This window comes from Nocardia sp. FBN12, assembly GCF_054031145.1.
Genome location: NZ_CM132926.1, coordinates 4,275,556 through 4,301,601, shown reverse-complemented (window position 1 = coordinate 4,301,601; position 26,046 = coordinate 4,275,556). Strand labels below are relative to the sequence as shown.

24 protein-coding genes are annotated in these 26,046 nt (G+C 68.0%); 12 read left to right on the top strand and 12 right to left on the bottom strand.

The features are described 5' to 3' along the window. Positions 1-160 precede the first annotated feature (160 nt). The 5 genes from ACWZHB_RS20465 to ACWZHB_RS20445 all read right to left on the bottom strand — a co-directional run bounded on the left by ACWZHB_RS20465 (position 161) and on the right by ACWZHB_RS20445 (position 3,754). On the bottom strand, positions 161-1,117 hold the full coding sequence (locus ACWZHB_RS20465) for an ADP-ribosylglycohydrolase family protein (RefSeq protein ID WP_427903456.1): 957 nt from the start codon (positions 1,115-1,117) through the stop codon (positions 161-163). 220 nt (positions 1,118-1,337) lie between these two features. Beyond that, complete coding sequence (locus tag ACWZHB_RS20460) at positions 1,338-1,574, bottom strand: hypothetical protein (protein ID WP_427903455.1); 237 nt, start codon at positions 1,572-1,574, stop codon at positions 1,338-1,340. 26 nt (positions 1,575-1,600) lie between these two features. Next, a complete protein-coding gene (locus ACWZHB_RS20455; protein ID WP_427903454.1) occupies positions 1,601-3,097 on the bottom strand; it encodes an ADP-ribosyltransferase in 1,497 nt (498 codons plus the stop codon). Next, positions 3,094-3,393: a WXG100 family type VII secretion target gene (locus ACWZHB_RS20450; RefSeq protein WP_427903453.1), complete on the bottom strand. Its 300-nt coding sequence runs from the start codon at positions 3,391-3,393 to the stop codon at positions 3,094-3,096. Before ACWZHB_RS20450 ends, ACWZHB_RS20455 begins: the two co-directional genes overlap by 4 nt. A gap of 25 nt (positions 3,394-3,418) precedes the next feature. Continuing rightward, positions 3,419-3,754 (bottom strand): WXG100 family type VII secretion target, encoded by a 336-nt coding sequence (locus ACWZHB_RS20445; protein WP_427903452.1) that lies wholly within the window; start codon positions 3,752-3,754, stop codon positions 3,419-3,421. Between the two features lie 721 nt (positions 3,755-4,475). Between ACWZHB_RS20445 and ACWZHB_RS20440 the strand changes: the two genes are divergently transcribed. The 4 genes from ACWZHB_RS20440 (at position 4,476) to ligA (ending at position 10,220) form a co-directional block, all read left to right on the top strand. Then, complete coding sequence (locus ACWZHB_RS20440; protein ID WP_427903451.1) at positions 4,476-5,696, top strand: cysteine desulfurase family protein; 1,221 nt, start codon at positions 4,476-4,478, stop codon at positions 5,694-5,696. Further along, the gene (gene mnmA / locus ACWZHB_RS20435; protein WP_427903450.1) at positions 5,696-6,811 is read left to right on the top strand and encodes a tRNA 2-thiouridine(34) synthase MnmA; all 1,116 of its coding nucleotides are present in this window, start codon (positions 5,696-5,698) and stop codon (positions 6,809-6,811) included. Before ACWZHB_RS20440 ends, mnmA begins: the two co-directional genes overlap by 1 nt. 184 nt (positions 6,812-6,995) lie before the next feature. After that, complete coding sequence (locus ACWZHB_RS20430; protein ID WP_427909239.1) at positions 6,996-8,012, top strand: methionine synthase; 1,017 nt, start codon at positions 6,996-6,998, stop codon at positions 8,010-8,012. A 117-nt stretch (positions 8,013-8,129) separates the two neighbouring features. After that, positions 8,130-10,220, top strand: coding sequence for an NAD-dependent DNA ligase LigA (ligA, locus tag ACWZHB_RS20425; RefSeq protein ID WP_427909238.1), 2,091 nt, complete (start codon positions 8,130-8,132; stop codon positions 10,218-10,220). Between the two features lie 31 nt (positions 10,221-10,251). Here the strand turns inward: ligA and ACWZHB_RS20420 are convergent, their stop codons facing one another. After that, the gene (locus ACWZHB_RS20420; protein WP_427903449.1) at positions 10,252-10,590 is read right to left on the bottom strand and encodes a hypothetical protein; all 339 of its coding nucleotides are present in this window, start codon (positions 10,588-10,590) and stop codon (positions 10,252-10,254) included. 159 nt (positions 10,591-10,749) lie between these two features. On the opposite strand from ACWZHB_RS20420, the gene ACWZHB_RS20415 reads away from it, so the two are divergent. The 3 genes from ACWZHB_RS20415 to ACWZHB_RS20405 are packed head-to-tail and all read left to right on the top strand — an operon-like array spanning position 10,750 to position 12,957. Next, positions 10,750-11,970 (top strand): AAA family ATPase, encoded by a 1,221-nt coding sequence (locus tag ACWZHB_RS20415; RefSeq protein WP_427903448.1) that lies wholly within the window; start codon positions 10,750-10,752, stop codon positions 11,968-11,970. Between the two features lie 56 nt (positions 11,971-12,026). Next, positions 12,027-12,371 (top strand): hypothetical protein, encoded by a 345-nt coding sequence (locus ACWZHB_RS20410; protein WP_427903447.1) that lies wholly within the window; start codon positions 12,027-12,029, stop codon positions 12,369-12,371. Between the two features lie 46 nt (positions 12,372-12,417). Beyond that, on the top strand, positions 12,418-12,957 hold the full coding sequence (locus tag ACWZHB_RS20405; RefSeq protein ID WP_427903446.1) for a GNAT family N-acetyltransferase: 540 nt from the start codon (positions 12,418-12,420) through the stop codon (positions 12,955-12,957). A 118-nt stretch (positions 12,958-13,075) separates the two neighbouring features. On the opposite strand, the gene ACWZHB_RS20400 is transcribed toward ACWZHB_RS20405, so the two are convergent. Next, the gene (locus tag ACWZHB_RS20400; protein ID WP_266291834.1) at positions 13,076-13,726 is read right to left on the bottom strand and encodes an ACT domain-containing protein; all 651 of its coding nucleotides are present in this window, start codon (positions 13,724-13,726) and stop codon (positions 13,076-13,078) included. Between the two features lie 233 nt (positions 13,727-13,959). On the opposite strand from ACWZHB_RS20400, the gene gatC reads away from it, so the two are divergent. Together gatC and gatA are read left to right on the top strand one after the other, a co-directional pair. Then, positions 13,960-14,256 (top strand): Asp-tRNA(Asn)/Glu-tRNA(Gln) amidotransferase subunit GatC, encoded by a 297-nt coding sequence (gene gatC, locus ACWZHB_RS20395; RefSeq protein WP_301902357.1) that lies wholly within the window; start codon positions 13,960-13,962, stop codon positions 14,254-14,256. Continuing rightward, a complete protein-coding gene (gene gatA / locus ACWZHB_RS20390) occupies positions 14,253-15,740 on the top strand; it encodes an Asp-tRNA(Asn)/Glu-tRNA(Gln) amidotransferase subunit GatA (protein ID WP_427903445.1) in 1,488 nt (495 codons plus the stop codon). Before gatC ends, gatA begins: the two co-directional genes overlap by 4 nt. Positions 15,741-15,822: 82 nt before the next feature. On the opposite strand, the gene ACWZHB_RS20385 is transcribed toward gatA, so the two are convergent. Both ACWZHB_RS20385 and ACWZHB_RS20380 read right to left on the bottom strand, forming a co-directional pair. Next, positions 15,823-16,254 carry an SRPBCC family protein gene (locus tag ACWZHB_RS20385; protein ID WP_427903444.1) on the bottom strand — a complete coding sequence of 144 codons (432 nt, stop codon included), beginning with the start codon at positions 16,252-16,254 and terminating at the stop codon, positions 15,823-15,825. A gap of 40 nt (positions 16,255-16,294) precedes the next feature. Then, a complete protein-coding gene (locus ACWZHB_RS20380; RefSeq protein WP_427903443.1) occupies positions 16,295-17,053 on the bottom strand; it encodes a hypothetical protein in 759 nt (252 codons plus the stop codon). Positions 17,054-17,220: 167 nt separating this feature from the next. Between ACWZHB_RS20380 and ACWZHB_RS20375 the strand changes: the two genes are divergently transcribed. Both ACWZHB_RS20375 and ACWZHB_RS20370 read left to right on the top strand, forming a co-directional pair. Further along, positions 17,221-18,384: a sensor histidine kinase gene (locus ACWZHB_RS20375; protein WP_427903442.1), complete on the top strand. Its 1,164-nt coding sequence runs from the start codon at positions 17,221-17,223 to the stop codon at positions 18,382-18,384. Between the two features lie 89 nt (positions 18,385-18,473). Then, positions 18,474-19,139, top strand: a complete 666-nt coding sequence (locus ACWZHB_RS20370) for a response regulator (protein WP_427903441.1) — start codon at positions 18,474-18,476, stop codon at positions 19,137-19,139. 10 nt (positions 19,140-19,149) lie between these two features. On the opposite strand, the gene ACWZHB_RS20365 is transcribed toward ACWZHB_RS20370, so the two are convergent. Further along, entirely contained in the window at positions 19,150-20,046 is an 897-nt protein-coding gene (locus ACWZHB_RS20365; protein ID WP_427903440.1) for a serine hydrolase, read from the bottom strand. Between the two features lie 154 nt (positions 20,047-20,200). Between ACWZHB_RS20365 and ACWZHB_RS20360 the strand changes: the two genes are divergently transcribed. Further along, on the top strand, positions 20,201-22,768 hold the full coding sequence (locus ACWZHB_RS20360) for a serine/threonine-protein kinase (protein WP_427903439.1): 2,568 nt from the start codon (positions 20,201-20,203) through the stop codon (positions 22,766-22,768). A gap of 53 nt (positions 22,769-22,821) precedes the next feature. Here ACWZHB_RS20360 and ACWZHB_RS20355 read toward each other — a convergent pair whose 3' ends face one another. Both ACWZHB_RS20355 and ACWZHB_RS20350 read right to left on the bottom strand, forming a co-directional pair. Further along, complete coding sequence (locus ACWZHB_RS20355) at positions 22,822-25,314, bottom strand: ABC transporter permease (RefSeq protein WP_427903438.1); 2,493 nt, start codon at positions 25,312-25,314, stop codon at positions 22,822-22,824. Then, positions 25,311-26,033 (bottom strand): ABC transporter ATP-binding protein, encoded by a 723-nt coding sequence (locus ACWZHB_RS20350; protein ID WP_427903437.1) that lies wholly within the window; start codon positions 26,031-26,033, stop codon positions 25,311-25,313. The genes ACWZHB_RS20355 and ACWZHB_RS20350 overlap by 4 nt, the downstream gene beginning before the upstream one ends. Positions 26,034-26,046 lie beyond the last annotated feature (13 nt).

The following is a 26,046-nucleotide window of genomic DNA, read 5'->3' as shown; positions in this document are numbered from 1 at the left end:
GCTGCTGCGCGTGGCCTTGGCCGGGAACATTTCCGAGGTCGCCGAACGGTTGGGTTGCGACCCGCAGGGCAGCATGGCCGCTCGGACTCGATGACACGTGTCCCTCGACCGAACCTGGCGGTAGGTGCCTCGTCGAGTCGGCGAGGCTGATCCGTTGGAATCAAGGTCGACGGCGTGAGCGATCGATCGTGGCGACCCAGGCCGGTAGCGGTTCGCGGGCCGCGAGCCAATTCTGGGGTACGCCGGTCTCGGTAGCGGTGCCGGTGTAGGCCGCGACGATGCCCCCGGTAATCGCGCAGGTGGTGTCGATGTCACCGTCTGCTTCGATGCACGCGGCGACCGCTGCCGGGTAGTCGTCGAGATATGTTGCGGCGGCCCATAACGCGAAGGGCACGGTGTCTTGGGCTTTCACTCTGGAGCCGTTGCCCAATTCGTGTGCGGCCTCGGCGACGGTTGTGCCGACCAGGGCGCGAGCGCGGCCGATGCCGTGCGTTGTCTCACCCGGTTCGAGATGGCCCAGCACGGTGGTGAGGAATTCCGTTGGCGTGCACGAATTTCGGGTGCCGCGGAGGTGCGCGGCCTGTCCCGCGGCGACTGCTACCGCGACGGCGCCGCTCACTCCTTCGTGGTTCATGTGGGTGACTTGTGCCGACCGGATGGCTTCGGTAACGACCCGTTGCGGGTCATCGTAGAAGTACGCCCCGAGCGGGGCGACCCGCATGGCAGCACCGTTGCCGCAGGAACCTTGACCCTCGAATGCCGCGCCTGCTGTCTCTTTCCAGGGTTTGCCGTCGCGGATTCGCCGAAGCGTGGTGACAGTTGCATGTCCGTAGTCGCGCTCTGGTGAGAACCGGCGCGCGAAACCCGCCGCGAGTCGATCCTGGTCGATCTCCTGGTACCGGTGGAGTTGGGCGACCACGCTGCAGGCCATCTCGGTGTCATCGGTCCAGTCCCACGGTCCCAGCGGGGGATTGCCCGATCGAAGGCTCGACAGCGATCGTCCCATGATGAAGAACTGCGCACCCAGCGCATCGCCGACGGACAGTCCGTCGAGTGAATCGAGCATCAGTCCGACCCGATCAATAGCTGGGGTCGAACGCCACTTCCACCTCGTCACGATGTCGAGAACCTTTCAGATGCGCAGACCGGCGGTTGGGATGAGCCGTGTGTCGTTCAGGAGTTGATCGGGTTGCCGATCGGGTCGAACTCTTCGTCGTGGGGGGCGACTGACTACCGGCTACCTCTCGGCCATCCCGACCACGACGCGGCCCGTCGTGGGTCTGCGAAGGCGGTCTCGGGCGGCTACGTGCCCAGCCCAGCTCGTGACAAGCCCCGCCCTACTGATCTCGGTTCGCCCTTTGGGCGCGCTTCTGCCGATACCAGTCTTCGTATTCAGTGCCGACCATATCGTCATGGAACCGTTCGGGCTCCTCCTCTCCGGACACCGGCGTGAGGGCACGATCTGCGTTGAGTTTGGCGAATGCGGCTTCTGCCTCTGTCAGAAGCTCCGGGCTAGGCGGATTATCCTGCGTATCCTTGAATGTTTTTCCAGCAATTCTTTCTTCTGTCATCATCCGACCCTTTCCTTTTTGGGCGATTTCTATTTCTCAATCATCTGAATTACGGTACGACCAGTATTCCAATCATAGTAACGCTTGGTGACATTGAATTCGGTCCCGGAGCGGAACAGAACTTCGGGATTTCCGGGCGCGCTATGCTCAGTGATGTCCTTGCCGGTCTTGGAGAAGATCTGCATCTCCACCTGCCCTGACCGAACGCCGCCGCCGTTGGCAAGTGGTGACGTACTGGTGAAGGCATCTTCTGTCACAGATCCGCCTTCCTTATATTTCGCCAGGACTTCCGGGGGGAGATCGGTCACGCGAGTGACCCCGCCTCGGTAGTCCGGCATTTTGTCCAATGCGCTATTCAGCGTATCGACCCGCTGTTGTGTTGCAGGGGTCACCTCGCCCGACCGCAATTCCCCGTTGAGCTTCTGATGGGTTGATCCGGTGTAGTCTGCGATCTCGTCAATTTCGCGTTGACTCAATTGCGTCGGTGCACCGGAACCCGATGGCTTCTTGCCGTTCGTGCCGGGGGTTTTTGTCTTGTCGCGAAGTTTCGCGATTTCTCGTAGGTTCAGATTGTGCGGTGCGAGGTCTTGTCCTTTGCTGACGCCGCGGGCGATCCTGCCCGCCTTGAACGCATTCGCGAGCCTGCCGATCGGGACTGCGAACTTCGCCACGATGTGGGCGATTCGCCCACTGGCGACCAGGGCGCCGATGCCGAACGTGACCGTTGAGGCGAGAACCCCGATAGCGACGGAGATGACGATCTCTTTCGCCAACTCTTCGACGATGTCCTGACCCATCTTCGCTAGCTCTCTGACGAGTTCTTCGCGAAGGGTGTCCAGGTCGCTCTTGTGCTCACGGAGTGAGGTCGATAGTTCACCGAAGGCGGCGATCAGTGTGGTCGCAGCGTTCTTCAGCTGCGTGAAGTCGGCGTCGATAACGTCGGTCTCGGGGCTGGTGATCTCGGCGAACATCTGTGCCGCCCGGTCCAACTCGGGGACAAGGTTGGCGACCGCGGGCAGGGATTGGATCTGGGTCCAGATACCCGCGGTTGTCTCGAGTTTCGTGGTATCGCCGTTGGGGATGGTGATTCCGACCGCTTCGGCGATCTTCACCACTCCGTCATCGACCAGGCCGTTGGTGGAGCCACCGGCCGATGGCAACGGCACCTTGCACACGTAGAATCCCGCCCCTGCCGGCTCGCCAGGGGGCGCGGGAGCCGTTGCCGAGTCGCGCATGGTGGCGTTGTACTCGGCGATGGCGTGGTTGTGTCCCATCTGCCGCAGTACCGTCGCGTAGGCATCAACGGCCTCGGCGACGCCGCGCGCGGTGTTGAGCACTTCGAACGCGCGGTCATCGTAGGAGGTGGCCCACTTGCGGGCCTCTTCGTAGGTTCCGGCCATCGCAGCGCCGTTGCTGCTGAGGTCTGCCCATTTGCCGTCGATCTCGGTGTAGAAGGCGGCGGCAGCGTTGTTGAGCGTGGTAGCGGCGTCGTAGTAGACCTGCGGCGCGATGGCGAGTGCCGTCACCGCTTCAACATGTGCAGGTTCGCCGCCACGGCGTCGTTGTAGTGGCTGTGCGCGGCGACTGCGGCCGCACGCATTTCCTCGACGCCTTCACGGACCTCGGTGGCCGCGGTCATCCATTCGGTGTGCGCAGCGGCATGGGCAGTCGCTGCCTTGCCGGTCCAGTTCTGGTGTGTCGCCGCGATGCGGGCATCGAGCCCGGCTAGCGAGTCCTCGACGAAGCCAACCAGTCCCGCGATGCGTGCAGTGACCGTGTCCAGGTGCTCGAGGTCGACCTTGAAGCTGCCGTCATCTGCCATGATGTCGTGTTCCTATCTCAGACGTTCAGGGAAGGTCGAGCGAACTGGCGATGGCGGCGGTGTCGGCCGCATTGCGGTCGTCCACCCCGGCGGCGGAGACTGCGGTGACGCCCAACAGTTCGGCCATCGTCTCCAATGCCTCGAGCACATCGACAGCTCCGTCTCGCGCTTCATCCCAACCCGCGAGGTAGGCACTGGCCGCGCGTCCCTTCCAGGTCGACATCAAACCTTGTATCTCGCTGTCCGCCGACCTGATTCCGTTCACCAGCGCCGTTGCGGTCTGCTGGACGAACTTGCCTGCATCAGAAACCTCTGCCGGGACGACCGCGAACGCGGTCGGCGGTGTCTGTGCGTCTGCCATGACATCTCCCCCCTTCGGCCCGCTGTTGATCGACAATGAGTAGTGCGCCCGCTGAAACTTTCCGGTCCGGAACAACCCGGCGACGCTATCAAGGATCGCTCCATCTGCCGTCGACGGGGCGGCGGCAGCGCTACGCCCGCATCACCGACGCCGGTCGCCGCTGGATCGATCAGCACTTCGACGACCTGGCCGCCGAGTTCCCCGTCGATGCAGCACTACATCGGACAGTCCACGCGGCCAGGCAGCACCTCGAACCAGACAGGCAGCTCACAGATCCCACCTCGAAAGCGGTGACATCCATAACCCTCCGAAATGTAGAGGCAAATGCGAGACTCTGCCTGCTCCTCAGAGCGGACTACTTGACGGATAACTGGGCACCAAAGCGGGCAGGCGCGTAGGCGATTCTTGGCCAACTGAAGTCCTCCAGACGGCCTCCGCGACGGCCCGCCGTGCGGGGCCGCCACCGCCGTGCCGTTCGAGCAGCGTGCGGAACCTCTCATTTCCTTGTCTGCGGTGCCGATGAGGATCGTCGTGCGACACCCGCTCTGCATCCTTCCGACCCGACCGACTCGACCGTCTCATCAGGCCCTTGTCGTGGATCCAGGAATACAGATAGGTGATACCCGTGTTGGAAGTCCTGGGTGAATCGTAGAAAAATCGTAGAAAGCAGGGGTGGACCCCGAAGATGACCAGGTCAGCGGTGGTATAGGCTTTGTCGGTCATGAAGTCGGCTTATTCGGGTCCGGTCAACGGTGTGCCCAAGACGGTCTACCTCGATCACGCGGCGACCACTCCGATGTTGCCTGCCGCCGTCGAGGCGATGACGGCTGCCCTTGGGGCGGTCGGGAACGCGTCGTCGCTGCACGGGTCGGGGCGGGCGGCGCGGCGGTCTCTCGAAGAGGCGCGCGAGTCGATCGCGGCTGATCTGGGGGCTCGACCGTCCGAGGTGATCTTCACTTCCGGGGGGACCGAGAGCGACAATCTGGCCGTCAAGGGGATCTTCTGGGGGCGGCGGGCGGCTGATCCGCGGCGTACCAGGATCGTGACCAGCGCGGTCGAGCATCACGCGGTGCTCGACGCGGTGGAGTGGCTCGAGAAGCACGAGGGCGCGCAGGTCAGCTGGTTGCCGGTCGACGCCGAGGGTGTTGTCTCGCCGCAGGTGTTGCGTGAGGTGCTCGCCGCGCATGCCGACGAGGTGGCGCTGGTCAGTGTGATGTGGGCCAACAACGAGGTCGGGACCATCGAGCCGATCGTCGAATTAGCCGCTGTCGCACAGGAATTCGATATTCCGATGCACAGTGACGCCATTCAGGCGGTGACGCAGGTTCCGATCGATTTCGCCGCGAGTGGGCTGGCCGCGCTCAGTGTGGCCGGACACAAGGTGGGCGGTCCGCACGGGATCGGCGTGCTGCTGCTGGGCCGGAACGTGCCGTGTGTGCCGCTGGTGCACGGCGGTGGACACGAACGTGACCTGCGGTCCGGTACCTCTGATGTGGCCGCGGCGATCGGGCTGGCCGCCGCCCTGCGCGACGGCGTGGCAGACCTGCCCGCACGCGCTCAGCACTTGCGTGTGCTGCGCGACAAGCTGATCACCGGAGTCCAGCTGGCGGTGCCCGACGCGGTCCTCAACGGTCCCGCGGACCGGTTGCCCGGCAGTGCCCACTTCACGTTCCCCGGTTGCGAGGGCGACTCGCTGCTCATGCTGCTCGACGCCGCCGGTGTCGAATGCTCCACCGGTTCGGCCTGCAACGCGGGCGTCGCATCGCCCAGCCATGTGCTGATCGCGATGGGTGTGCAACCGTGGCAGGCGCGCAGTTCGCTGCGCTTCACGCTCGGTCACACGTCGACCGAAACCGATGTCGAAACACTGTTGACCGTGCTCCCGCAGGTCATCGATCGGGCCAGGGCCGCAGGCCTGGCCGGCGCTAGAGGAGGTGCCTGATGCGAGTTCTCGCCGCGATGAGTGGTGGTGTCGATTCCGCGGTGGCCGCGGCGCGGGCCGTGGACGCGGGGCACGAGGTGGTCGGGGTGCATCTGGCGCTGTCGGCGAGCCCGGGCACCCTGCGTACCGGTTCGCGTGGTTGCTGCTCCAAGGAGGACGCCGGTGACGCGCGTCGCGCCGCCGATGTGCTCGGAATCCCGTTCTACGTCTGGGATTTCGCCGATCGCTTCAAGGAAGACGTGATCGACGACTTCGTCGCCGCGTATGCCGCGGGGGAGACCCCGAACCCGTGCCTGCGCTGCAACGAGAAGATCAAGTTCTCCGCGCTGGCCGACCGCGCCGCCGCGCTCGGCTTCGACGCCGTCGTCACCGGGCACTACGCCCGCCTCGACGAGGGCGTGCTGCGCCGTGCCGTCGACGCGGACAAGGACCAGTCCTATGTCTTGGCGGTGCTCACCGCCGAGCAGCTCGCCCGGGCGATGTTCCCGGTCGGCGACACCCCCAAGCCCCGCATCCGCGAGGAAGCCGCCGAGCGTGGGCTGGCGGTGGCGAACAAGCCCGACAGCCACGACATCTGCTTCATCCCCTCCGGCGACACGCGCGCGTTCCTCGGCGCCAAGATCGGTATCCGGCCCGGTGCGCTGGTCGATTCCGACGGCACGGTGCTCGGCAATCACGAGGGTGTGCACGGATTCACCGTCGGCCAGCGCAAGGGCCTCGGCCTGAGCCACACGGCCGCGGACGGCAAGCCGCGTTATGTGACCGGGATCGATCCCGATTCGGGCACGGTCAAGGTCGGTTCGGTCGAGGACCTGCAGGTCGACGTCATCACCGCCGACCGCGCGATCTGGACCTCCGGCGTCCGCCCGACCGCGTCTGTCGAATGCGTCGTGCAGGTTCGCGCGCACGGTGGCACCGCCCCCGCGGTGGTCGAGCCCCAGGGTGACGGCTTCATCGCCCGCCTCGGTGAGCCGCTCACCGGCGTCGCGAAGGGTCAGGCCATCGTGCTGTATCTGCCCGATTCCGACGGTGGCGACACCGTGATCGGCAGCGGCACCATCAACGGCACCGACCGCACCGGGATTTCCGCGGACGCCGTCGACGCTTCGGCCTGATTCGTCGGAGTCGCGCCGGACTGGTGTGGGTCGGCCGAAGTGGTGCGGGCAAAATGGCCTGGCGGGCGTTGCGTTCGCACCGACCGGGTGCTGGCCGATGTTCGATGAATCGAAAGGTGTTGAGCGCGTGACACTCTGGCGAAGCGAGAACGACCGGCAGGACGTCGCGCCGGAGCCTGTCGACCTGCTCGTCGGCGGCACGGCCACCGGCATCGGCTCATGGCCAGGCACGGATCCGCGCGAGGCCGCGGCCACGATCATCGGGGAACTGCCCGTCCTGCCGCACCTGGTCGAACTGCCGGAGCGTGGCATCGGCGCCGACATGATCGGCCGTGTGTCGGCGCTGCTGGTCGACCTGCTCTTCGATTCCACCACCCGCGGTTACCGCCTGGCCCCCCGCCCGACCGGCGTCTCGCGACGCGCGCGCGACCTCATGCATGCCGACCTCGACGCCATCGAAGAGGCTTGGGAGACAGCGGGTCTGGTGGGTTCCGGGCAGGTGGTGAAGATCCAGTCCGCTGGTCCGCTCACCCTCGCGGCCGAGGTCGAACTGCCCGGCGGACACCGTATTCTCACCGATTCCGGTGCGGTGCGCGATCTTTCGGAATCTCTCGCCGAAGGACTGGCCCGGCACGCCGCCGAGATCCGCAAACGGCTGGGCGCCGAGGTGATCATCCAACTCGACGAACCCCAGCTGAACACGGTCCTCGACGGCTCCCTGCGGGGCCCGAGCATCCTGAACACCATCCGTGCGCTGCCGGAACCGGAAGCCCTGCACATCCTCGACACCGTCATCGCTGCCCAGTCGGCCCCGATCCTGTTGCACACCTGTGCTTCTCGCCCGCCGCTCGCCACTCTGGGCCGAACGGCCGCCGCCGCGATCTCCTTCGACGCCTCGACGATCACCACCGCCGGCCTCGACGCCCTCGGCGAGATCATCGACTCCGGCAAGAAGGTCGCGCTCGGTCTCACCCCGTCGGAGCCCCCGGTCGCGCCCATCACCTGGCGCGACGTCGCCGAGCCCGCCGTCCGCCTGATCGACCGCCTCGGCTTCCCTCGCTCCACCCTGGCCACCCAAATCCTGGTCACTCCCGCCTGCGGTCTCGCGGCGGCACCGTTGCCCTGGGCTCGCAAGGCTCTGGCGCTCACCACCGACGTCGCCCGCGCCTTCGTCGAGGACCCGGAGTGGTCGCCGGAGTAGCTGACCGGGCGAACGCCCCGCAACGACCGGAACGCGCCCTGCGACGTGCGGTGATGGTCGCCGGAAGTGTCGGTGGGCTCGACTAATCTCGAGTGGGTGAGCGAGAACGACAGCGCGGTGTCCGTGAGTGCCGAAGCGGCCACGCCCGAGCAGCGGGTGCGGTGGCAGGAGCTGGCTGACGAGGTGCGCGAGCATCAGTTCCGCTACTACGTGCGGGACGCGCCGATCATCACCGACGGCGAGTTCGACACGTTGCTGCGCGAGCTGCAAGCGCTCGAGGACGCGCAGCCGGATCTGCGGACTCCGGATTCGCCCACCCAGCTGGTCGGCGGGGGATTCGCGACCGAGTTCACCGCGGTCGACCATCTCGAGCGAATGTTGTCGCTGGACAATGTGTTCGACTTCGGCGAGCTGCGTGCCTGGGCGAGCCGGGTGGAAGCCGAAACCGGCTCCGACCTGCATTATCTGTGTGAGGTCAAGATCGACGGTGTCGCGCTGAACCTGGTGTATGAGAACGGCAGACTGGTGCGTGGGGCTACGCGTGGCGACGGGCGAACGGGCGAGGACGTCACCCTCAACGCGCGGACCATCGACGACATCCCCACCGAACTCACCGCGACCGGAGAGTTCCCGATCCCCGAGCTTCTCGAAGTGCGTGGCGAGGTGTACTTCCGGCTCGAGGACTTCGCGACACTGAACGCCCAGATCGTCGCCGAAGGCAAACCGCCGTACGCGAATCCGCGCAATACCGCCGCCGGATCGCTGCGCCAGAAGAATCCCGCGATCACCGCCCAGCGTCGGCTGCGGATGATCTGCCACGGCTTCGGCCGCATGGAGGGATACCGCCCGGCCTCCCAGCACGAGGCCTACCGGGCCCTCGCCGCGTGGGGCCTGCCGGTCTCCGAGCACACTCGCCTGGTCAAGGGCATCGACGCGGTCATCGAGCGGGTCGCCTACTGGGGCGAGCACCGCCACGACATCGAGCACGAGATCGACGGCCAGGTGATCAAGGTCGACGAGATGGCCTTGCAACGCCGCCTCGGCTCCACCTCGCGCGCCCCGCGCTGGGCCATCGCCTACAAGTACCCGCCCGAAGAAGCCACCACCACGCTGCTCGACATCGCGGTGAACGTCGGCCGCACCGGTCGGGTCACCCCGTTCGCGGTGATGGCGCCGGTCTCGATCGCCGGCTCGACCGTCTCGATGGCCACCTTGCACAACGCCTCCGAGGTGCAGCGCAAAGGCGTGCTGATCGGCGACACCGTCACCATCCGCAAGGCCGGTGACGTGATCCCCGAGGTCCTCGGCCCCGTCGTCGATGCCCGCACCGGCGACGAACGCGCCTTCGTCATGCCGACGCACTGCCCCGAATGCGCCACCGAACTCGCCCCCGCCAAAGCGGGCGACGCCGATATCCGCTGCCCCAACCAGCAGTACTGCCCGGCCCAGCTGCGCGAACGCGTATTCCATCTGGCGGGTCGTGGCGCCTTCGACATCGAGGCCCTCGGCTACGAGGCGGCCAACGCCCTGCTCACCTCGGGCGCGATCACCGACGAAGGTGACCTCTTCGCCCTCGACGCGCAAGATCTGCTCGGCGTGCCGCTGTTCACCAAACAGGACGGCGCCCTCTCGGCCAACGGCGCCCGGCTGCTCGACAACCTCGACGCCGCCAAGGACACTCCGCTGTGGCGTGTGCTCGTGGCACTGTCCATTCGCCACGTCGGCCCGACCGCGGCGCGTGCGTTGGCCGCCGAATTCGCCGGTCTCGACCGCATCGAAGCCGCTACCGGCGAAGAACTCTCGGCCACCGACGGTGTCGGCCCCACCATCGCCGCGGCGGTCGTCGAATGGTTCACCGTCGACTGGCATCGCGCGATCGTCGACAAGTGGCGAGCGGCCGGGGTTCGGATGGCAGACGAGCGCGATACCTCGATCGAACGCAACCTCGAAGGGTTGTCGATCGTCGTCACCGGCTCGCTGCAAACCTTCACCCGCGACGGCGCGAAGGAAGCGATCCTCGTCCGCGGCGGCAAGGCGGCGGGCTCGGTATCGAAGAAAACCGCGTTCGTCGTGATCGGCGAGGCACCCGGTTCGAAGGCCGCCAAGGCGGAAGAACTCGGCGTCCAGATCCTCGACGAAGACGGCTTCCGGCTGCTGCTCGATGGCGGTCCGGACGCGGTCAGGACCGAGCCGGTCGTGGAAACCTAGCCGGTCGCCGACGCGAACAGCCCGGTTCGCGTCAGTTCGGGGTGACGGTGACCGTGTTGCCGATCTGGGTCTTGATATCGAACGACGCGCACTGCCCGTTGCTGAGCTCCTGGGTGCGCAGCGGCCGCTTCTTGATGTTGGTCCGAATCTCGACCGTCACATCGGTACCGGCCATCGAGCACACCTTCGACACCGGCCCGTCGGTGTAGGACACCGACCCCGCGCCCTGACAAGAGTTGGTCGAGTTCCCCAGGAACACTCGCGCGGTCCCGTTCGGGCACGGATCAGCCATCGCACTGGGCGCACCGACCAGCGCCGCCGGCACCAACGCTCCGGCCGTCACCGCCGCGACGACCACTGCGCGAACCATCACCCGAACCGCCATCACACTGTCCTGTCTCTTCGCGAATTTTGGCCAGACTACGGGACCGGCGGGCCCGGTGGCGCGGCAAACCTCGAAGTAGTGGCCGGGGCGCTGCCGCTGGACCGCCTGCCGCATCGAGAAGAATCGAAGTCCCTTAGTCTGGCCATGAATCTCGGAGAGGCGGGTCAGCCCTTGCTGCGTAGTTTTCAGGTGACGAACCACGGATCGCTGGCACAGGCTCAGCAATTGCGCCTGACCAAGGGGGCCGGGCCGTTGGCGGTGCCCGTGACGGCGGTGCACGGGGTGGCGGCGGCAGGCAAGACCAGCTTGATCGACGCGCTCGGGCAGATGCGCGATGCCGTGCTGAATTCGGTGAGCGGGTGGGATCCCTACGCGGGCCCGGTGCGGCGGCCGCATCTCGGGTTCGGCGATCGCCCAACGGAATTCGTCGCCGGGTTCGTTGCCGAGGGGGTGCCGTATACCTATGGGTTCCGGCTCGACAATGCCGATGTGGTCGCGGAGTGGTTGTACACGCATCCGCGCTCGCGCAAGCGGATCGTGTTCGAGCGCGATGGTGACGAGGTCAAGATCGGCCCCATGTTCGAGGCGGCCCGGTACGGGGTGTCGGCCCTGGTGCCGTTGCTCCGGCCCAACGCGCTGCTGTTGAGTCTGGCGGGCCAGATGTACGCCGAGGCGCTGGTGCCCGCCTATCGCTGGTTCGCCGCGAATCTGACTGTGCAGCAGGGCGAGGTCGACACCGACGCCCTCGCGCACGATCTCGGCAGCCACATCTCCCGCTCACCCGACAACGCCGCGCGTCTGTTGATGCTGCTGCGCACCGCGGATCTCGGAATCGAGGATCTGCTCGTCGCCGAACACGATCCGATGTACGCCGACTACCTGCGTGATCTCGATGCCGAAATCGGCGCGCTGGCAGGCCATCTCGACCACCCGGAGCAGCTCCTCGTCGAACGCGAACTGAGCACCCTGCGCGCGGCGCGTGACGCGCTGTACCGGCGCATGGTGGATCGGCGCGGGGCAGGCCTGAGCCTGGTGCACGAGGGCATCGACGTCCCGTTCGAACTCGCCGACGAATCCACCGCCACCCGTTCGCTGCTGCGTGTGCTGCCCGCGATGCTGGAAGCCCTCGACACCGGACAGGTGCTCGCCGTCGACGATCTCGGCGCCGGCCTGCCGGTCGAGGAGACCGACCGCCTCGTCCAGCTGTTCCAGAACCCGGAAACCAATGCCCGTGGCGCACAACTGATCTACACCACCGCCAACCGTGCCCTGATCGACCGTGGCAACGGTCGCTCCCAGCGCACCCGCACCGCGGTCTGGCAGCTGCGTCGCGAGCGGGGAGTCAGCGAACTCGCGCCGCTGTAGCGAGTCGCCGAACGGCGGGCAACCGCACGAGAATGCCGGGGGCCTAGCATGGGCGCATGCTCGAAGTGGTGATGGCGGCAGCGCTGGTGACGATGCTGGTGGTGACGATCGGCGCCGTTGCCGCGGGGCGCAGCCGCGGACGTGGATCGAACCTCGAGCAGGGGGCGCTGTCGGTGACCGGCGTCAGCCCACTGCCCGCGATGACCGGCGAGCACTACGTAACGATCACCGGCACCCTCACCGGCCCCACGGTCGCGGGCCAGGTCGTCTACCGCCGCTTCGCCTGGGACGCGGCCCGCTGGCCCGCCGTCGGCGACCACCTCGCCGTTGTCTACCCACCACGCAACCCCGACGACTGGTACCCCGACCACCCCGGCCAGCGCCCCTACTCGGGTTCCTGAGCACCCGCACCGGTCTCGCGAGGGCTGGGTGAGTCGACGCTCACAAATGTCCAGGTGGGATCATTTCGGGATGTACGGCATCGAAGACCAGGCCACCGGACTGCAGATCCGCCCCGCTCACCCCGACGAGTACGACGCGATCGCCGCGCTGACCGTCGAGGTCTATGTGGGCGACGGATACGTCACCGACGGGGACGACTACGTGCGCGAACTCGGTGACGTCGCGCATCGGGCGGCCGAGGCCGAGGTGCTCGTCGCGGTGCACGAGGGACGGGTTGTCGGCTCGCTGACTGTCGCGAAGCCCGGCACACCGTATGCGGAGATCGCCCGGCCCGGGGAACTCGAGTTCCGGATGCTCGCGGTCTCGAAGCAGGCGCGTGGACTCGGTGTCGGTACCCGGCTGGTGCGCGCCGTCATCGACGAGGCGAAATCAGGCGGCTACGAAGCGGTCGCGCTCACCACCATGTTCTCGATGGTCGACGCCCACCGCATCTATGAACGGCTCGGCTTCGTCGGTGTCCCGGAACGGGATTGGGCCACCCACGACGGGCTGCAACTGTTCGTCATGCGCCTCGCGCTGAGCTGATCGGCGGCCAACCCGTGTGGGCCGCCCGGTCGCGGTCGGCTTCGAATGGTCCCGGCCGTTCGGCCCGGTGGTCGCCGCGCGAGAGCCTTCGCCGATGCGGGGTCCGGGCGGCCGACGGTCAGTTCAGGACGGTCGCGACGATGCCGGCGAGGTAGCCGAGCCGTGCCACTTCCGACGGGCGGAAGTCGGGCCCGCCGGGGCGGCCGAGCAGCAGCGCCCTGCCGGTGTTGCCCAGCGGGGCGGCGGCCAGTTTGGTGTCCATGTCGCGCCAGATCTCCGGCACCCATTCGGCCTCGCCGTCGAGCCACATCGGCTTCTCGATGGGCATCCACGGAGCCGAACCCGCTTGTGTCTCAGGGGCACTCGGGCTGCCGACGATGCGGTACGCGCCCGCGGGTCCCATGCCGATGATCGTGGACCAGCCGACCCGCAGCACGCGGGGGCAGCCGTCGACGAGGACCTGGAGGCGGTCGTCGCGGGCGCTGGCGACCTGGTCGATCAGTTCGAGCTCGCGGTGGGTGTCGAGCACGCCGGAGTACGGGCGGATGGAGTCGACGCTCACATCGCGCACCGATTCCGCGGCGGTGATCAGAGTGTCGGGCAGTGCGCCGGTGGGGACTTCGACGACGAGATCGTCGATCGCGAAGCCGGCGCCGCGTTCCACGACATCGAGCGAGAGTATGTCCGCGCCGACCCCGCCGAGGGCGAGTGCGAGGGAGCCGAGGCTTCCCGGTCGATCCGGAAGTTGCACGCGGAGCAGGTATGACACGTGCGGTCCTTTCCTTGCCGGCCGGGGTTGTTCGAGACGAATACCCGGTGAAGCAATACTTACACCCCCGTGCGCGGGTTCTCGACCCGAAGTATGACCCCATCCCCGCGACATGCGCGAACTTTCGTGTGAGGAGGGTGCGCCCGACGTGCGGGGCGGGCGCGTCAAAACCCCTAGGACCCGCCAATTAGGCTGTACCGATACTGCCCACCGAAGCCGAAAGGGGTCCCGCGGTGCCCGCAATCTCCCGCGACGAGGTCGCTCACCTCGCCCGGCTGTCCCGGCTGGCGTTGACCGACGCCGAACTCGACCAGTTCGCCGGTCAGCTGGATTCGATCCTCAGCCACGTGCAGACCATCACCGAGGTCGCCGCCGACGTCCCCGCCACCGCGTCGCCGAATCCGACGACCAATGTGACCAGGCCCGATGTGGTCGTGCCCGGTCTCACTCCCGAGCAGGCGCTGGACCAGGCGCCTGCCGTGGAAGAACAGCGTTTCCTGGTTCCGCAGATTCTGGGAGAGGGCGAATGACCGAGTTGACTCTGCTGTCGGCTTCCGAGCTGGCAGCCAAGATCCACGGCGGCGAGGTGTCCTCCACCGAGGTCACCCAGGCGCACCTGGATCGCATCGGCAAGGTCGACGGCGAGCTCAACGCCTTCCTGCACGTCGCGGGTGACGAAGCTCTCGCCGCGGCCGCCGTGGTCGACGCCGCGCTCGCCGCGGGCGAGACCCCGGCCTCATCGCTGGCGGGAGTTCCGTTGGCGCTCAAGGACGTTTTCACCACCACCGACATGCCGACCACCTGCGCCTCGAAGGTGCTGGAGGGCTGGATGTCGCCATACGACGCGACGGTCACCTCCCGGCTGCGCGCCGCGGGCATCCCGATTCTCGGCAAGACCAACATGGACGAGTTCGCGATGGGTTCCTCCACCGAGAACTCCGCCTACGGCCCGACCCGCAACCCGTGGGACACCACCCGCATCCCCGGTGGTTCCGGCGGCGGTTCGGCGGCTGCCTTGGCCTCGTACCAGGCGCCGCTCGCCATCGGCACTGATACCGGTGGCTCGATTCGGCAGCCCGCCGCGGTCACCGCGACGGTCGGCGTGAAGCCCACCTACGGCACCGTCTCCCGCTACGGCTTGATCGCGTGCGCGTCGTCGCTGGATCAGGGTGGCCCGTGCGGTCGCACCGTGCTCGACACCGCGCTGCTGCACGAGGTGATCGCCGGGCACGACCCGCGTGATTCCACCTCACGCAATGTGGCGGTGGCACCGGTCGTCGAGGCCGCGCGACAGGGCGCCAACGGTGACCTGACCGGCGTGCGCGTCGGCGTGGTGCGCGAATTGCACTCCGACAGTTACCAATCCGGCGTGCTCGCCTCCTTCGACGCCGCCGTCGCGGTCCTGAAGGAACTGGGCGCCGAGGTGATCGAGGTGTCGTGCCCGAGCTTCGAGTACGCGCTGTCCTCGTACTACCTGGTGATGCCGTCGGAGGTGTCGTCGAACCTGGCGCGCTTCGATGCCATGCGCTACGGCCTGCGCGTCGGTGACGACGGCAGCCACAGCGCCGACCAGGTGATGTCGCTGACCCGGGAGGCCGGTTTCGGCCCAGAGGTCAAGCGCCGCATCATGATCGGCACCTACGCGCTGTCGGCGGGCTACTACGACGCCTACTACGGCCAGGCGCTCAAGGTCCGCACGATGATCGCGCGCGACTTCGACGCCGCCTACGAAACGGTCGACGTGCTCGTCTCGCCGACCAGCCCGTTCACGCCGTGGAAGCTGGGCGAGAAGGTCGACGACCCGCTGGCCATGTACCTGTCGGATCTGTGCACCCTGCCGACCAACCTGGCGGGCCACCCCGGCATGTCGGTGCCGTCAGGGCTGTCGGCCGACGACAACCTGCCGGTGGGTCTGCAGATCATGGCGCCCGCACTGGCCGACGACCGACTGTACCGGGTCGGCGCGGCCTACGAGGTGGCGCGCGGCGCGCTGCCGACGCCGGGCGCGGTCTGAGAACAACTGCTCCGAAGCGGGGCGTGCCGGGCGGAACAGCCTGGCGCGCCCCGTCTTTCGTTCCTGGGCGGACGGCCCGGACTCAGGCGACAGCCCGGTCGGCGACGCCGCGCGTCATCGCGCCGAAGCCCGCGCGCAGGTGCTTGCCGAGCGCCAACGTCACCACGGGGCTGAACCAGCCCGCGAGGGTGAACCGGGACTCGTAGCGGCAGCGGTCGGGGCCGAGCGGGACGACGGTGTGCGAGCGCAGACTGTGCAGCGCGCCGAGCGGCACGGGCTTCATCGTGTAGCTGAACTCGACGCCGGGGGTGTGGGTGCGGATCCACTCCCGCTGCGGACGGCGGTTGCTGCCCAGCTGGACCCGCATGTCGATGGGCGAGCCCGGTTCCAGCGTGCTCGACGCCTCGTAGCAGAAGGTGTTCCACTCGCCGTAGCGGTCGAAATCGGTGAGCACCTCCCACACCTTGGTGGCGGGGGCGTCGATCTCGATCGTTTCGTCGATGACTAGAGACATGCGTGAAAACTAGAACAAGTCCTAGTTTTCGGCAACTGCATCACGCGAACCGGCGACGCACCTTGCGCAGCGCGTCGATGATCACGGCCGAGGCCGCCGTCACCGCGAACAGGCCGAGGACCGTGCGTGCCAGGGGCCAGAGGTTGGGGCGGTCGGCCGGGTCGGTCTGGGCGAAGACGTTCTCGACCACCGGGGCGCCGTACTCCTGGCGGCGCGAGTTCACGTCCACGGCGGTGAACGCGATATCGGCCATCACACCACAGCGGGCGCGGGAGAACTCGTCGTCGCGCAGTTCGCAGGAGGCGTGGATGCGCCGGTTCAGTGCCGCGTCCACCGAGCGACGCGCCCACGCGCCGAGCGGCTCGTCCACCCGCTCGGCGTAGCGCAGCACGTCGTAGCCGAGGTCGTGCGCCTTGCAGGCCGACTCGAACTCGGCGGGCAGCGTCACCGGCGAGGAACAGCCACCGTTCGGATTCACCAGCAGGTCGTCCTGCTCGGCCGGGTCGTAGCCGAACTTGTAGCCGAAGTCGCGGGGGATCAGCGAGGTGGCGTCCGGGCTGTCGTCGGTGAGCGCGCGCACCGCCGCGGCGGCCGCGACGTTCTCGGCGCCGCTCGGAGTGGTGCCCATGGCACCGGGAGCCGACATCACGACGGCAGCGGCCATAGCCAATCCGGCGGTGCACAGCGCGACACCGCTACGACGGCGGTGCTGCGCGGGAGCGGGGGATGGCGCGGAGGCGGCGGAATCTGCGGTACGGGCCGCATCAGCGGCGGGTACCGGGCGAAGCGGGGTGTTCATGGCCTCCGACGGTAAGGAGCGGGTCTCACCGCGGGCATCCCGCTGCGGACTTGTTTATCGGGGCGCGCGGGTGGCAGACCCGGCGCCAGGGTCACACCAGGGTAGGGGGTCGCATTCGGTTCGTGGGTATGAGGTCCGCTGACCGGACGGTTCGTAGTCTCATTGTCATGACCGCACCACTGCGCCCCGCGGCGCGACCGATATCCGCGCAGACCTGGTTCGACTTCGCAACGGTGCTGGTCGCGCTCATTTTGTACAGCATCGCGTGGCCGACGCTGTTCGTGACACACGAGGTCTCGCCGGTGGTGGCGCCGATGCTGTCGGCACTCGCGGTCTTCCCGATTCTGTTCGTCCGGGTCAACCCGGCGCTGGGGTGGGCGATCTCCGCGGGCGCCGCGCTGCTGTTCTCGATCGGCTTGCAGCCGGCCGCGAACAACGATCTGCCCTTCCAGGTCGTGCACATCATCGTGCTGTTCGTGCTGCTGTTCGCGGTGGCGTTGCGGGCTGCGGTGCCGATCGTGGTCGTCGCCTGGGCGGCCACCTCGATGCTGTTCGCCACGACGATGCCCGGCTCGGACACCGGTCCGCTGTGGGGCTGGGCGATGGGGTTCGGCGCGCTGGCCCTGTTCGGCTACCTCGTGCGGATCCTGCTGGCTTCGCGGCGCAAGCTCGAGCGGCAGGAGGAGGTGACCGAACTCGAGCGCGCGCGCCGGGCGATTCTCGAGGAGAAGGCACGTATCGCCCGTGACCTGCACGATGTGGTCGCACACCACATGTCCATGGTGGTGGTGCAGGCGCAGACCGCGCCGTACCGGATCGCCGATCTCGACCCGGCCGCGAGCGCTGAATTCGAATCGATCGGCGCCACCGCTCGCACCGCGCTCAACGAGATCCGGGGCATGCTCGGGGTACTGCGCAGTGACGGTCAGCTGCCCGAACACGCGCCCCAGCCGCGTGCCGCGGATGTGCCCGCGCTGTGCGAGTCGGCCGCGCGCGCGGGGATGCCGGTCGAGTGGAGTGTGACCGGCGATCTGGCATCGGTGCCGGAGACGACGGGGCTGGTGATGTATCGGGTCGTGCAGGAATCGATGGCCAACTGCGCGCGGCACGCGCCGGGAGCGGCGGTGCACGTGGCGGTGGCGGTCGACCCGGGTGTGGTGAGCGTGAGCGTGCACAATGCGGCGACTGCCACGGTGGCACTGCCGAGCGCGGGCGGTGGGCACGGCATCGACGGCATGCGCACCCGCGTCGGCGCGGTCGGCGGTGAACTCACCGCGGCGCCCACCCTCAGCGGCGGGTTCGAGGTCTCGGCGAAGTTGCCGACGCTGTAGCGGTTCGCTATTGGGCGCAATCGCCCGAAAAGACTCAGACCGTGCGCTGCTGTGAAACGCTGCGTGTCTGTGCACATTAGGGTGGTGGCGTGGCTATTACCGTGTTGATCGCCGACGACCAGGCGATGGTGCGCCAGGGGTTCGGGGCCCTGTTGGGCGCGCAGACCGATATCAGCGTCATCGGTGACGCACCCGACGGGAAAGTGGCGGTGGCCGAGGCCAAGCGGTTGCGTCCCGATGTGGTGCTGATGGATGTGCGGATGCCGGAGATGAACGGTCTCGACGCCGCCCGCGCGATTCTCGGCGCGAATTTCGATCCGCCGGTGCGGGTGCTGATGCTCACCACTTTCGACATCGACGACTACGTCTACGAGGCGCTGAGCATCGGCGCGAGCGGATTCCTGCTCAAGGACGCGCCCGCCGAGGAACTGGTGCGCGCGGTGCGGGTGGTCGCCGACGGGCAGGCGCTGCTCGCCCCGACCATCACCCGCAGGCTCATCGCCGACGTCACCCGCAGGCGCAATACGGTGCGCGCGGCCCCGGCCCCCGCGCTCGGCACGCTCACCCCGCGCGAGCGCGAGGTGCTCGAACTGGTGGCGAAGGGGCTGTCGAACACCGAGATCGCCTCGGCGCTGTTCGTGGCCGAGCAGACCGTGAAAACCCATGTCTCCAAGGTGTTCTCGAAGCTCGGGCTGCGCGACCGCGCCCAGGCGGTGGTCCTGGCGTATGAATCCGGCCTGGTCGTTCCCGGCTGAGCCGGTGAGCTCAGCGCGGGCAGACGCCGCCGCGCAGGTTCGGCAGGTGCCGGGCCAGCAGCAGCGCCATCCGGTCGAGCAGCGCGGTGGTGTCGTCGAACGAGCCCGAATCGGCTTGTGCCGCAAGGGCTACCGCGAGCTGGCCGCTACCGACGGGCACCAGTCCGAACTGACGCACCGTGTAGATCCCGGTGACGTCGTCCGGGCCCCAGCCGCCCTTGAACTCGGTGTCGTCGAGCAGACCGAGACCCCAACCCTGATCTTCGGTGATCTCACCCATCAGCGAGGTGACGATCTCGCTGTTGGGCAGGCACGGCAGTCGCGACGCGAACCGCACCTGGTTGGCCAGCGACCATTCGGTGCCACCGAAAGAGGTGTCGTCGAGTTCGGTGCGGGTGCCCGACTTTCCGGTGGCCGCGTCGCCTGCCTCGTCGAGGATCTGCTGCACGGCGTCGGCGGCTTCCGGTGCGTCACCGAGGGATTCCCACAGGCCTTCGGCGGCGTCGTTGTCCGACACCGTGATCGCGGCCTGCACCATCTCGAAGATCGACTGGTCGGGATCGTGGCGCAGCGCGGCGACGGCCAGCGGGATCTTGATCGTGGACCAGGCGATGCCGGTGCTCCAGTCGCCGTAGACGGTCATCCGGCCGCCGCCGACCGGCATCAGCGCCATCCCCACCTGCCCCGGCAGCTTCGACTGCAGCAGGGTGAACTCCGCGGCGAGCGAATCGGGCAGGCCGATGGACAGCCCCGGATGCCAGGCATCTTCGCTGCTGACGTTGACCGTGGGTGCGCTCACCGCCGTCGGCTTGCCCGGGGTGGCACACGAGGTGGACAGTGCGGCAGCCGCCAGCACCCCACAGAGCAGCAGCCTGCGACAGGCAGCCGCCATGACGGTCGACTTCACCACCGAATCCTCCCCACCACCCATTGCGCGTGCTCCGGCGGTGCAAACTTCTCGTCGAGCGCGCCCGGAAACTCCCGGACGACTGTTAGCAAGTTTCACCGATTTTCGGCGAGAATTCGAATGAGCGTGGTCACACGGTCGGAAGGGGGTCGTTGTGCACGACATCGGTGAGGTGTTCGCCGGGTTCACCATCGAGGCGATGCTGGGCCAGGGCGGCATGGGCACGGTCTATCTGGCCCGGCATCCGCGCCTTGACCGGCTGACCGCGCTCAAGCTGCTCAACCGGGATCTGTTCGCCGACGAGCGAGTTCGCGCGCGGTTCGAACGGGAGGCCGATCTCGCGGCCGGGCTCGACCATCCCGGTATCGTCACCGTCTTCGATCGGGGGACCGAGGGCGAGCAACTCTGGATCAGCATGCAGTACGTCGACGGGATCGACGCCGCGACAGTCGACCCGATGGCGTTGCCGCCGGAGCGGGCCGTGCAGATCATCGAGGGGGTCGCCGACGCACTGGATTACGCGCACGGCAGGGGAGTGCTGCACCGGGATGTCAAGCCCGCCAACATCTTGCTGGCCCGATCCACCGGTGGTGCGGGCGAGCGTGTCTTCCTCACCGACTTCGGCATCGCCCGCCTGCGTGCCGACTCCACCCACCTGACTCAGCAGGGAATGTTCACCGCGACACTGGCTTACGCGTCGCCGGAGCAGATGACCGGCGCTGAACTCGATCACCGCTCCGACCAGTACTCGCTGGCGTGTTCGCTGTACTGGTTGTTCACCGGGCTGGCGCCCTTCGACTCCGCCGACCCGAACGAGATCATCCGCGGGACCCTGTACAACCCGCCGCCACCGCTGGCGCTGCGCCGCGCGGGTCTGCCACCGATCATGGATGCTGTGCTCGCGGCCGCGATGGCGAAACATCCTGCGGCGCGGTTCGATTCGTGTACCGCTTTCGCGAAGGCGGCCCGCCAGGCACTGACCTCGAAGACCCCACCGGTGTTGCCACGTCCACCCGTCAACCCGGCGCCCGTCTACTACCCGCCTGCTCCACCGCAAGGACCCGCCGCGCCCTTCGCGCAGCCCGGTTACCGGCCCCCGCCCATGCAGCCTGCGCCACAACCCAATTGGCAACCACCCTCCCGCCCGTTCGGAGCTGTTCCGCCGATGGACCAGCGGCCGGATGCGGTGCCGCGCGGACAAGTGCCTCCGGCGGCCCGGCGATCGGCTGCGCCGGGTGCTGCGGCCTCGCCTGGTGAGGTGCCTCCGGCCCAGAGATCGGCTGCGCCGGGTGCTGCGGCCTCGCATGGTGAGGTGCCTCCGGCCCAGAGATCGGCTGCTCCGAGTGCTGCGGCCCCGCATGGTGAAGTGCCTCCGGCTCAGCGGCCGGCTCCGCCCAGCGCTGCGGCCCCGCCTGGTGAGCTGCCTCCAGCCCAGCGGCCAGCTGCGCCCAGTGCCGCGGCGCCGCATGGAGAAGTGCCTCCGGACCAGCAGAATGCAGCGGGACCCGTTGCTGCACAGTCGAATCCCCGGCAATCCGCGTCCGGAGCGGAGGTCGCACCCGTGGATTCGGCGGGCCCGGTCGAAGGCGCACCGTTGCAGGCCGGTGGTGAAGCCGGAACGCCGTCCGGTCCGGTATCTCTGGACAAATCCGCCGTGGCAGGGTCGCTCGGGGCGGAGGCTGCCGTCGACGAGGTATCGCCCACCGCTGCCACCGATGTCATGTCGACCGGCGATGCGGGCGAGTTGGACGCGGTGAACGCGTCGGCCATGACCAAGGTGACGTCGATCGCGGGGGCGTCGAACGCACCCCCGGCTGGACCTGTGGCGCCCGAGGAAGTCGCACGGCCATCAGGTCATGCGATACAGCCGGGCAGCGCCGGCCAGGACAATGCGGGGCAGCTGGGCCGGGTGGGTCCCCCGGGCACCGTGATTCAGCCGGGCAATGCCGGACAGCCGCCCGGACCCGGTCAGCCGGGCGGTTCCGTACCCCCGCAGCACAGAGGGGCGTCGGTAGCCTCGAATCGGGTGCATTGGCCGGTGCCGCGGCGGGTTTCGGGGATGCAGCGGTTCGGCTGGGTGCTGCTGGTGGCGCTGGTTCTGGTGCTGGTGGCGTTGGTGCTCGCGTTGGTTGTGGTGGTGTCATCGGGCGACGACGACGATTTCGCTGCCGACGGTGGCGCCGGTGTGACGTCGAGTTCGGTGGCGGTGGTGGCGGATTCGTTCGCGGAGAGCCGGCGGGTGTTTCCGACGTTGGTTCCGCAGGGGGAGAACAGTAACGGGCTGGGGTATCGCGGGGTCCAGTGTGTGGGGGTGCGCAGTGTCAGCGAGTTGGCGTGGAAAGAGCCTGCGCTGCAATGGACTCCGATCACTACCGCGTGGCAGTGCGATCGGGTGGACAGCCAGGCCGGTGCCGTGAGCTACCTGGTGCTGGAGTACGCGAACGCGGGGCAGGCGCGGTCGGTGGTGCAGGCGCTACCGGCGGCGGTTCGCGATGCGGGGGACAAGGACGGGGTGCCGTTCTCGTTGCAGCGGTGGGCCGTTGCCGACCCGGGCAGCGCGCGAACGCAGACCGCGTACCAGGTCGTGAGCTTCCCTGACGATGATGATCGCGCGAATTACCTTGTCGCGGTGAGTCGCCGGGGAAGCAGTGGCACCGCCGGAGCCCTACGCCCTTCCGCGCAGGACGAGGTCATCGCTTGGTGGGAAGAAGTCCCGCTCTGACCAGTACCGGCCCGCGGCGCCGGACCAGCAGGCCCGGCGCCGCGGCGGCAATTTCAGTCCACCGCCAGCGCCGCCACGATCGGCATCCTCGATGCGCGCAGGGCGGGCGGGATCGAACCCAGCAGCGCCAGGCCGAGGGCGACCGCGCCGTAGACCGCGATCAGGGGGCTCGGCCGGTAGACGATGTCGATGGTCATCGCGTGCCCGATCGCGATGGTGGCCAGGTATTGCACCGCGATGCCGACGACGAGTCCGATTGCCGCGCCGATGAATCCGATGCCCGCGGCCTCGGCCAGCACCGAGCGCAGGAGGAACTTGCGGTTGGTGCCCATGGCGCGCAGCACCCCCAGCTCCCTGCGCCGCTCCAGGACCGACAGCATCAGGGTGTTCAGCAACGCCACTGTCGCCACCAGCACGACGATCCACAGGATCATGTTGCTCATCGCCGCACCCTGCTCGACGCCCGAGGAGATCGCGGCGACCATGGTGGCGCCGGTGTCGACATGGATCTCCTTGGGAACCATCGCGCGGACCGCGGATTGCACCGCGTCGGGATCCGCGCCGGGCGCGTACTGGATCGACAGGATCGTCTCACCGGGCCGCTGATACCACTCCCGCATCTGGTCGAGGTTCATCATCACCACCCCGGAGACCGCCGTGAAGTACGGAATCACCTGCAGCACAGTTGTTTTACGCTCGCCGGACGGCGTGGGCATGGTGATCTCGTCGCCGGCGCCCAGCGACAGCGAGCGTGCGACATCGCGGGTGATCACCACGCCTTCGCGGCGCTCCATCTGATCGATCACCGCCTGGTCCACCGCGCCGAGTCGCGTTTCGGACGTGCTCGGCGGATAACCCTGCAGCATCACCCGACCGCTGCCGATCGTCGCGAAGGCCATCTGGGCGGGGCTCACCCGCTCGACGCCGGGCACCGTCGCGACCCGCTCGGCCAAACCGCTGGGTAGCACGGGACCGGTCGGGAATTGCTCGACCGGGCTCGGGCTCACGTAAAGGTCGGTGTCGCCGAGACTTTCGAAGGAATCGGTCGCCGACTTCACCATGTTCCCCGACGCACCGCCGAGCGCGACCACCGCCGCGACCCCGATCATCACCGTCATCGCGGTGGCCCACACGCGACGTGGAGCACGCTCGAGCGAGGTAGCTCCGAGCGCGCCCGGCGCCCCGAACCAGCGCGCGATCGCCGCCGACCCGCGCACGATCGGCCCGGTGGCGGCGAAACACAGGAACACCGTCGCGGTGAACGAGGTCGTGATCGCGCCGAGCGACAGGCGACCGAGATCGAGGAAGGCCATGACCACCGCCGCCGCGCCGAGGACCAGCCCCGCGGCGAGCGCGACCCACCTCAGCACTGAACCGGTGGCCGCCGCGTCGCTGGCCTCCACGGGCGCCAGCGCCTCGACCGGGGCCACCTTGTACACCTGCCGCGCGGCGATCGACGCCGCCAGCACCGTCGCCACGACACACGCGACAATCGCCACGGGCACCGCGTAATTCGGCACCTGGAACTCGGTTCTCGCCTCGACCGACTGCACGATCGCGGCGGGCAATCGATCGATCGCGAACCGCCCCATCAGCGCACCGATCCCCGCGCCGATCGCCCCACCGATCAGCCCGAGCAGCGCCGCCTCGACGAGCAGATCCCGCACCATCGGCGCACGCTTGCCACCGATCGCCCGCAGCAGCGACAGCGTCGGCCTGCGTTGTGCCACCGCCATACTCATCGCGTTGTAGATCAGGAAGGCCGACACGATCAGCGCGGCTGCCGACGACATCAGGGTCGAGTACCGCATGATCTGGATCGCGCCACCTGCCTGCGCGGTCCGCAGACTCGGCTCGGCCACCACGGCCCGCCCGTCCACCGCTTCGGTGAGCGTGGTGCGCAGCGCGGCCACATCGGTGCCGGGTTCCACCACGATCTGTACCGAATCGAGCTTGCCGACCCGGTCGGTGAGAAGCTGGATCAGCGGAAGCGGCCCGGCCACCAGGTGGCCGCTGTTGAGCCGGTTGGTGGCCTCGGAGTCGAGGACGGCGGCCACCGTCGCGGTGCCCGACCCGATCGGCACCGGGTCACCCTCGCGCAGGCCCATGGCCGCGCCGACCAGCACGCCGCGTTCGGTGCTGATCAGCTTGGTGGTGTACTGCGACATCGGCCCGGCCAGATCGCTGCCGAGCGCGCCGATGGTCTGATCGGCCCCGATCAGCAGCGCCCGATCCGGCCCGGCGCCCAGCGTCCCGCGCAGCATCGGCACCGCCGCTGCCACCCCGGGGGTCGCGGTGATCTGGGGTAGCAGTGATTGTTCGAAACCGGCATCGGTGATGCCGGTGACCTCGAGCTCGGCAGTGCCCGCCAGGCCTTTGGTGAGCTTGTCGACCGATCCGGTGACCGAGCCGGAGATACTCAGCACCGCGACGATCAACGCCGCCGACACCCCCATCACCGCCCCCGACATCATCGTTCGGCCGGGATGGCGGAGCAGTTCACCGAAGTTGAACAGCCGCAGTCGATCCCATGCCGCGGCGATCATGCGTCCACCCGTGTGGCGGCTAGCTCGTCGGCGCCGATCTGCCCGTCGCGCAGCGTGATCACCCGGTCGCAGTAGTCGATCGAGTTCATGTCGTGGGTGACCATCACCACCGAATTACCCTGCGCCGTAATGGTACCGAGGAGGTCGAGGATCGCCGCACCGGTCTTGGAGTCGAGGTTGCCGGTCGGCTCGTCGGCCAGGATCAGCGGCGGATCCATGATCAACGCCCGCGCCACCGCTACGCGCTGCATCTGCCCACCGGACAGTTCCGCGGGTCGGTGATTCGCCCGATCGCCGAGACCGACCAGGTCGAGCAGCTCGAGTGCGCGCGGCTTCGCCTTGCGTAATCCGGTGCCGTCCAGCAGTTTCGGGACAGCGATGTTCTCCCACGCCGACAAGGTGGGCAGCAGATTGAAGAACTGGAAGACGAAGCCGACCTGTTCGAGCCGGAACGCGGCCTGTTTGTCTTCGTCCAGATCACCGATCTCGGTGCCGCGGAAGCGAATCGAGCCCTCGTCGGGACGATCGAGCGCGCCGAGCAGGTGCAGCAGGGTGCTCTTACCGGAACCAGAGGGCCCGATGATCGAGGTGAACTGGCCCGCTTCGATGCGCATGCTCACCTCATCGAGCGCGCGCACCTCCTGATCGCCGACGCGGTACCGCTTGACCACCCGGGTCAGCTCCAGCATCGGTTGCTGCGGTGTCTCGATGTCGGACATGTCTTGTCCCCCA

Bases quoted from the DNA above. Each gene is read 5' to 3' on its own strand.
- ACWZHB_RS20460 (WP_427903455.1), bottom strand. From the start codon at position 1,574: ATGATGACAGAAGAAAGAATTGCTGGAAAAACATTCAAGGATACGCAG.
- gatA (WP_427903445.1), top strand. From the start codon at position 14,253: ATGACCGAGTTGACTCTGCTGTCGGCTTCCGAGCTGGCAGCCAAGATC.
- ACWZHB_RS20450 (WP_427903453.1), bottom strand. From the start codon at position 3,393: ATGGCAGATGACGGCAGCTTCAAGGTCGACCTCGAGCACCTGGACACG.
- ACWZHB_RS20350 (WP_427903437.1), bottom strand. From the start codon at position 26,033: ATGTCCGACATCGAGACACCGCAGCAACCGATGCTGGAGCTGACCCGG.
- ACWZHB_RS20440 (WP_427903451.1), top strand. From the start codon at position 4,476: ATGAAGTCGGCTTATTCGGGTCCGGTCAACGGTGTGCCCAAGACGGTC.
- ACWZHB_RS20410 (WP_427903447.1), top strand. From the start codon at position 12,027: ATGCTCGAAGTGGTGATGGCGGCAGCGCTGGTGACGATGCTGGTGGTG.
- ACWZHB_RS20375 (WP_427903442.1), top strand. From the start codon at position 17,221: ATGACCGCACCACTGCGCCCCGCGGCGCGACCGATATCCGCGCAGACC.
- ACWZHB_RS20405 (WP_427903446.1), top strand. From the start codon at position 12,418: ATGTCCAGGTGGGATCATTTCGGGATGTACGGCATCGAAGACCAGGCC.
- ACWZHB_RS20385 (WP_427903444.1), bottom strand. From the start codon at position 16,254: ATGTCTCTAGTCATCGACGAAACGATCGAGATCGACGCCCCCGCCACC.
- ACWZHB_RS20355 (WP_427903438.1), bottom strand. From the start codon at position 25,314: ATGATCGCCGCGGCATGGGATCGACTGCGGCTGTTCAACTTCGGTGAA.
- ACWZHB_RS20445 (WP_427903452.1), bottom strand. From the start codon at position 3,754: ATGGCAGACGCACAGACACCGCCGACCGCGTTCGCGGTCGTCCCGGCA.
- ACWZHB_RS20420 (WP_427903449.1), bottom strand. From the start codon at position 10,590: ATGGTTCGCGCAGTGGTCGTCGCGGCGGTGACGGCCGGAGCGTTGGTG.
- ACWZHB_RS20415 (WP_427903448.1), top strand. From the start codon at position 10,750: ATGAATCTCGGAGAGGCGGGTCAGCCCTTGCTGCGTAGTTTTCAGGTG.
- mnmA (WP_427903450.1), top strand. From the start codon at position 5,696: ATGCGAGTTCTCGCCGCGATGAGTGGTGGTGTCGATTCCGCGGTGGCC.
- ACWZHB_RS20380 (WP_427903443.1), bottom strand. From the start codon at position 17,053: ATGAACACCCCGCTTCGCCCGGTACCCGCCGCTGATGCGGCCCGTACC.